At 58.9% G+C, this 7270-nt stretch carries 6 protein-coding genes; 5 read left to right on the top strand and 1 reads right to left on the bottom strand.

Annotated elements, in window-relative coordinates:
• The coding region (locus AC0L28_RS34055; protein ID WP_473482839.1) for a thioesterase domain-containing protein at window positions 1–1056 on the top strand (1056 nt) is incomplete at its 5' end.
• A gap of 325 nt (window positions 1057–1381) precedes the next feature.
• Window positions 1382–1822 carry a hypothetical protein gene (locus AC0L28_RS34050; protein ID WP_473482837.1) on the top strand — a complete coding sequence of 147 codons (441 nt, stop codon included), beginning with the start codon at window positions 1382–1384 and terminating at the stop codon, window positions 1820–1822.
• 6 nt (window positions 1823–1828) lie between these two features.
• Here the strand turns inward: AC0L28_RS34050 and AC0L28_RS34045 are convergent, their stop codons facing one another.
• Window positions 1829–2050 (bottom strand): hypothetical protein, encoded by a 222-nt coding sequence (locus tag AC0L28_RS34045; RefSeq protein WP_473482835.1) that lies wholly within the window; start codon window positions 2048–2050, stop codon window positions 1829–1831.
• A 133-nt stretch (window positions 2051–2183) separates the two neighbouring features.
• Between AC0L28_RS34045 and AC0L28_RS34040 the strand changes: the two genes are divergently transcribed.
• From AC0L28_RS34040 to AC0L28_RS34030, 3 genes are all read left to right on the top strand, one after another.
• Window positions 2184–4103 carry a potassium transporter Kup gene (locus tag AC0L28_RS34040; RefSeq protein WP_473482833.1) on the top strand — a complete coding sequence of 640 codons (1920 nt, stop codon included), beginning with the start codon at window positions 2184–2186 and terminating at the stop codon, window positions 4101–4103.
• Window positions 4104–4378: 275 nt separating this feature from the next.
• Entirely contained in the window at window positions 4379–4765 is a 387-nt protein-coding gene (locus AC0L28_RS34035) for an ectoine synthase (protein WP_473482831.1), read from the top strand.
• Between the two features lie 511 nt (window positions 4766–5276).
• The coding region (locus tag AC0L28_RS34030; protein ID WP_473482829.1) for a non-ribosomal peptide synthetase at window positions 5277–7270 on the top strand (1994 nt) is incomplete at its 3' end.

The following is a 7270-nucleotide window of genomic DNA, read 5'->3' as shown; positions in this document are numbered from 1 at the left end:
GGGCTCGAGCGGGTTGGCCGCCACGACCACTTCTTCGAGCTCGGCGGCCATTCGCTGCTGGCGGTGCGGCTGCTGAGTGGAGCCTCAAATCTTGGGCTGCAATTCAGCGCCAGCGATCTGTTCCGGACACCCATTCTGAAGGAACTGGCATCGAAGCTCAATTTGCGACCACAGCCGAGCAATCCAGGAGTGATTCCCATTCGTGCGACGGGATCGCAACCGCCGCTCTTTTTTCTTCCGACAGGGATGGGCGATTGTTCCTACGCCGTCAAGCTGGCAAGCGAAATGGACATAGACTGTCCCGTTTATGCGGTACCATGGCCGGATTTCAATGAATTTTGTTTCCCAACTCTTGAAGAAATGGCCTCGCAGGCGATCGGGGTGATGAAAGAAATCCAGCCGTCGGGGCCGTATCGCCTCGCAGCCTATTCCTCAGGCGGAATATTGGCCTACGCAATTGCGCGGCACCTGTTGAGGTTAGGCGAAGCTGTTTCGTTCATGGCCTTCATCGATGTTGCGCTACCTGCAAGTGGCTCGACCATGTCACTCAACCAAATCGCCAACGAACTGGTTCTAGAAAGCCTCGAATCCTTGGACGACGAGCGCTTTGCAGAGCTCGAGCGTTTCGCTGAACAAAGCTCGATTGCCCAGCTGCTCGAAAAGGCGCAGCAAATCGGAGCGATCCCGTCAAATCGTGATCTCCAAGACGATGCGGCGATTTATGAAAAAATCGCTAGGTTTCACGTAGCGCTGCAGGGGTATGAACCTCCATCGTTACCAGTGGCAATACATCAGTTTTATGCCACTGAAACTGACCTCCCCAAGGGGGAACGAGCCAAGAACTCCATAGACCCACACGCAACTTCGCCCATGCGGGGATGGGACCGAGTTTTGGATGCGGCGGCCATTCATGCCGTGCCGGTTCCAGGCGATCACGAGAGCATGGTGGGGAACCCGGAAAACTGCCAACTTTTGGCTCGAGCCATTTCAACGGCCTTCGCCAAATCAACGAACGGACTCCACCGCCAGACTGAGATTGCGGAAGCGCCGGATTAGTCGCGACGCCACAATACGTCGATTCTGGCCCAAAACTCTCCCCCGAACTGCCTCGAAGAAAGCTGGGTCGGATGCGCGCCTTCAAGTCAGTCCGCGTGGCAGCCCGCAGCCACGCGTCGATGGCTTCAGCGTCCCGATCAGGGGTCGGAACAAGAACTGTTCCCAGCGACACGCTAAGGTTGCGGATTCCGACGTGAAGCCGGCCGCCATTCCGATCAAAATCATTCAGATATGAAGCCGGCCACCATTCCAACCAAAGACCGGCCGGTTTTCAGCACTGAAGATTACCTCCTGGGTCAGCAACTTTGGCATCGATTACCTCGCGATGAACGAGGACATTTTGATGCCGGCAAAGGACCATCTCCGGGAGCGCGATTTCGAGCCGCTCGTCAAGGATATTTTTCGCGAATTTATGAAGTGCGGTTTCTCCCGGTGCTATGCATTTGCTGCCGTCCCGCTCCGAATGGTGCGCGAAATGATGGACCTTGACGGTGCCCCTCCTGGCCACCATCCGCTTTCCGCAGCCGGTACACTTGCCTGCACATGCGAGGCCAGAGGGTACGTCATCAATATGGACGAGTGTTCCGTCGGCAGCTTCCGCCACAAAGGCTGCGCCCTGTTCTGTGCAGTCGAAGAGCTGCCCGAGCCGAGGTTTCGTGATGCTTCAATCACCGAAATTAAGCGGCCAGAAGGTAGCCTCCGACCGGTGCAGCGGCGGGGCGTCGTATTCCTTTCGAATCAGCACTGTTCGCCCGCGACTGATTGACTTTCGTCACGGCTGCCACATGCAACCAATCCACTGCTCTTCATAGCCTTTTGCAAAGTCTCTCATCTGGGACATTTGCGGCAGGCTCCCATGCTCGATCCAGCGAGACGTGGCCAACTCGAACGCAGGGCCAAGCCGCTCACCGGCCGCACTTTGCGGCGCAGAGAACGATTCGATTTCCGCGGCGAGATACTGGTTGAAGAAGCCACCAAGCTTGTCGAAGCGCACACGGTCGGGCTTCGGGCTGGCGAGTCTGCCAAGGCGAGCAACGACAGGGGATGCCGGCAGACATTACGTTGCGGCACTTGATATTGCAGTGCAGCAAGCGTAGAGCACCGCGCGCTTATTCGGAGTGTCGTCCATGGCCCTTACCAATGCTGGTAACGAGGCAGAACCTGTCCAACAATCGAGCCATTCTGAGGTCGAGCAGCACAGCACCAAGGTGCTGATGCTGGGGGCACTCGGTGTCGTTTACGGCGATATCGGCACCAGCCCGATCTATGCATTCCGCGAAGCGTTGCATGCATCAGCCGGTGGCAACGTCGCCAACCGTGGCGACATCCTCGGCGTGCTGTCGCTGATCATCTGGTCACTGACGATCACCGTGACGATCAAATACATCATGTTCGTGCTCCGCGCCGACAATCGAGGCGAGGGCGGAGTGCTGTCGCTTGTGGCGCTGGCGCGCAACAGTTTCCCGACCCGCTCGGCGGTGATCCTCGGCATCGGCATCGTCGGCGCGGCGCTTTTTTTCGGCGACGCAGTCATTACGCCGGCAATCTCGGTACTGTCGGCGGTCGAAGGTATGAATGTCGTCACGCCGACACTCCAGCCCTATGTGGTGCCGCTGACACTGGCTATCCTGGCGATCGTGTTTGCGGTACAGCGGTTTGGCACCGGCGGCGTAGGATTGGTGTTCGGGCCCGTTACCGCGCTGTGGTTCCTGGCCATCGGCCTTTCCGGCCTCAACCACATCATGGACGACCCCGAAATCCTGCTGGCAATCAGCCCGCATTACATCGTGGCGTTCCTGGTCAACTCGCCCGAAGTCGCCTTCGTCACGGTCGGTGCGGTTTTTCTCGCCGTCACCGGCGCTGAGGCGCTCTATGCCGACCTCGGCCATTTCGGGCGCAAGCCGATCGTGCTCGCCTGGCTGGCGATCGTGTTTCCCTGCCTGTTGCTCAACTATGTCGGGCAAGGCGCCTTCGTGCTGGCGAATGGCGGTGTCGTCGGTCATCCCTTCTTCGAGATGAATGAAGGCTGGATGCTTATCCCGATGGTGGTGCTGGCGACGGCGGCGACCGTGATCGCCAGCCAGGCGGTGATCTCCGGCGCCTTCTCGCTGACCAGACAAGCGGTGCAGCTCAACATGCTGCCGCGTTTCGTGATCCTGCATACGTCGGAAAAACAGTCGGGCCAAATCTACCTGCCGCGCGTCAACCTGCTGCTGGCGCTGGTGGTGATGCTGCTGGTGGTCGGCTTCGGTGAATCGAGCAGACTGGCCTCGGCCTACGGTATTTCGGTGACCGGCAACATGCTGGTGACGAACATACTGCTTTTTATTGTGATGACGCGCATCTGGAAGTGGCCGGTCGGCGTCGCGGTCGCCTTGATGGCGGTGTTCGCCTTCGTCGATACCGGCTTCTTTGCGGCCAACATAGTCAAGGTGTTTGAAGGGGGCTGGTCCTCGCTTGCCATTGCCGCAGTTATTGTGCTCACCATGTGGACCTGGATCCGCGGCACCCGCTATTTGTTCGAAAAGACGCGCCGGAACGAGATCCCGCTGGATTTCCTTGCCGGCAATCTGCTGAAGAAGAAGCCGCATCTGGTGTCGGGCACTGCGGTGTTTCTGACCAGCGATCCGCTCAGCGCGCCGACCGCGCTGATGCACAGCCTGAAGCACTACAAGGTGCTGCACGAGCAGAACGTCATCCTTTCGGTAGTGACGGCGCCGCAGCCGGTGGTCGCGGACAGCGAGCGAGTCAAGATGGAAATCGTCAACGAGCTGTTCATGCGGGTGACGCTGACCTTCGGCTATATGGAGCAGCCCAACATTCCGCGCGCGCTGGCGATCTGCCGCAAGCAGGGCTGGAAGTTCGACATCATGACGACGTCCTTCTTCCTGTCACGGCGCTCGCTCAAGGCATCGCCCAATTCCGGCATGCCGATCTGGCAAGACAAGCTGTTCATCGGCCTGGCGCGCTCGGCGGCCGATGCGACGGAGTATTTCCAGATCCCGACCGGACGTGTCGTCGAGATCGGGACGCAGGTGGCCGTTTAGGCATGCCGCGGTAATCGATGTGCCGCAAGTCCCCTTCCGTACCAGGGTGGCACGAGATTTGCTTTAGCTAACAGGCTGCGGAGTTGTATTCGTGTCGCGAGGCACAGCGAAGGAAGGAAACAACTTGCCAGATTGCGACCGAAAACACTTTATGGGGCCGGTAGGGCATTCTGAAACATGTAACGCAGGCGGCAGTACCGCGCAGAAGTGGCAACATCACGGTAGTACGGGCCCTACTTCCGGCTCGGCTGCGGAATACAAAAGGGGATAGCGCTATGATTGTGCGTAGCCTGCAGGATGTTGAAGCGACCGATCACTTCGTCGATTGGGGCAATGGTACTAGCCACCGCCTCCTGACGGATAAGGACGGCATGGGCTTTAGCATCTGCCACACCGTAGTGCGCGCTAACACGGTCTCGCTTCTGCAATACCGTAATCATCTTGAAGCCTGCTACTGCGTCGCCGGAGAGGGCGAGGTCGAGGACATGGATGGTAATGTCTTTCCCATTCGCAAGGGCGACATCTATGTGCTTGATAAGCATGACAAGCATCTTCTGCGTGGGGGCCGAGACAAGGACCTGATCCTCGTAAGTATCTTCAACCCGCCCCTCAACGGAACCGAGCGCCACAGGCTCAACGACCCGACAGGCTCGGCATATTGAACAAAGTAGACCAACGACAGATCTCAAACCGCCCGCTTAATGCGAGGACACCTTAGCGACCCAACCCATCCGCACCGCACGGGCGCGCGGACCTCAGCGGAAAAATTGTTCGTTGTCTCGTTCACATGGGCTCCGCTTTCTCATTGGTCTTCATTGATAAACGGGGCTTCCCACGAAGATGTCCCTACCCACGCGGCCGCAGCCCGCGTGGACAGTGATATGTTCCAGGCTCCGCTTGCTTCGCCGAACACTCGGCGAGATTCCGGAAGGCCTGTGCCGATTGAAAGGCGCGCTCAAGGGTAGGATGTCCGGCGTTGTCGGATAAGCTACATAGCAGTGTTGCTATCATGTTCATTGAGAACGACTTCACCTTTGGCACGATGCATGCGTAGTCGTAAAAAGGCGCACAGACTGAGAGAAGTCGTCCGCTGACAACGCTCACCGGAAACTCAGACGAGGGTACGGTGGCAACTGCAATGTCGTCGGCGACGGTATTGGTGACGGAGGGAGTTTGGCGGGACATTGGAATCTGAATGAAGGTGGTCGCCTTCCGAGCTTAAGCGATGAACAGGCGCACAGCATAACTGCCGCCCATGAAAAGCTGGCCCCTTCAGAGTATTTTTGGCGGCAGCGGCTAGAGCAGTTCAAAACATCGCAGCTTCCCTTCGTGTCGTCGTCCGTAGCTGAGACGCCGCCCAGATGGCAGTCGAGTTCGGGGATCATTCCAAGTGCTTTGGCCAAGCTGTCGCCACTCGATCGCACGGAATATTTGGTAACGGCTTGGCTGATCTATCTCGCCCGCATCACGGGAGAAGCAGAGCTTCAACTGGGATGCACGCCCGCATCGGATAGATCGCAAGCGGGTTCGAAAGCGGGAGAGATGCTTATCGCCTCTGTCGTGCCGATCGAAGTCTCCATTGATCTTGCACATAATTTTGAGGGAGTGCGCGGGGCGGTGGCGGCCGAATTCGCTCGGCTGACGGAGCACGGCAGCTTCGCGCGGGATCTTATCGCGCGCTGCCCGACATTGCGAGGTGTGGAGGCACTACGATCACACCAGCCCTGGTCAATTGGCATCACGATTACAGCAGATAACTGTTCTGCCGCTAGCGATCTAGCTCCGAACGCGAGTTCTGAGACAACCCTGTCCGGTAATTTGCTGACATTCGAGCTTTGCACTCTGGATGGGAGCTTTCGATGGCACTTTGATGCAAGTCGATTAGCACCGACGCAGATCGACCGTATGACGCAGCATTTGCAAACATTGTTGTGTGGCGTGATGGCCGATGCGGGGCAGCCGGTCGGCCGCATCGATATCCTGCCGGCCGCCGAGCGCACCTATCTGCTGGAGGATCTGAACCGGACGGCGGCGGATTATCGTTCGAACCGGTGCATCCATGAGTTGTTCGAGGCGCAGGTGCGCCAAGCGCCGGAGGCGGCGGCGGTGGTCTGTGACGACGAGCGCCTGAGCTATGGCGAGCTCAACGCTCGGGCCAACCGGCTAGCCCATCATTTGATCGCCCTTGGAGTCAAGCCGGACCGGCCGGTGGCGATCTGCGTGGAGCGCAGCCTGGCCATGGTAGTCGGTGTCTTGGCAATCCTCAAGTCGGGCGGCGCCTATCTACCGCTGGACCCGGCCTACCCCTGCGCGCGGCTGCGGCAGGTCCTCGGCGATGCCTCGCCGCGGCTGCTGCTTTGTGATGCGGCCGGACGCTCCGCGTTAGGCGCCGAGGCGCTGGCCGATGTCACGATGGTCGATCTGGAGACGGCCACCCCGGCCTGGGTCGAGTTGCCCGCCTCGAACCCGGACCCGCGCACGCTTGGCCTCACATCCCGCCATCTCGCCTATGTCATCTACACTTCAGGCTCTACCGGAACGCCAAAGGGCGTCGAAATGTCCCACGGCTCGCTTGTGAATTCGCTCGCGGGGGTTGGCACGTCAAAACTTTGCACACTTCAATTCGCGACCCTGAACTTCGATGTGTCCTCCCAGGAATTGTTCATTTGCTGGAAGGAGGGTGGACTGCTCGTGCTCTTGCGGGAAGAAACCCGCAAGGACTTCTCCGACTTGCTCGAGTTCGTGAAGGGGGAGGCGATCGAGCGGCTTTTCCTTCCATTCGTAGCATTGAACCATTTTGCGGAGGTCTGGGGCGGGCAGCAAGTGCAACTGCCCTCTCTAAGAGAGATCTATACAGCGGGTGAGCAACTGCAGGCTACTCCAGGGCTTAAGGCGTTCTTCGAAGCACATCCAAAGGCGAGATTGATCAATCAATACGGGTCGACAGAGATCAACGTCATTGCCGAGCACCGGCTTACAGCTGACCCATCATGTTGGCCCCAATTGCCTCCCCTTGGCCGTCCGATTGCGAACACGCGGGTGTATCTGCTTGACGGCCATGGTGCACCTGTGCCGTTCGGGGCGGTGGGTGAGCTTTACATTGGCGGCGCAGGCGTTGCGCGTGGCTACCTGAACCGGCCCGAGCTGACGGCCGAGCGGTTCATCGC

This window comes from Mesorhizobium sp. WSM4847, assembly GCF_055811335.1.
The sequence above is the reverse complement of the archived record's forward strand: the minus strand, read 5'-3'. Positions and strand labels throughout refer to the sequence as shown.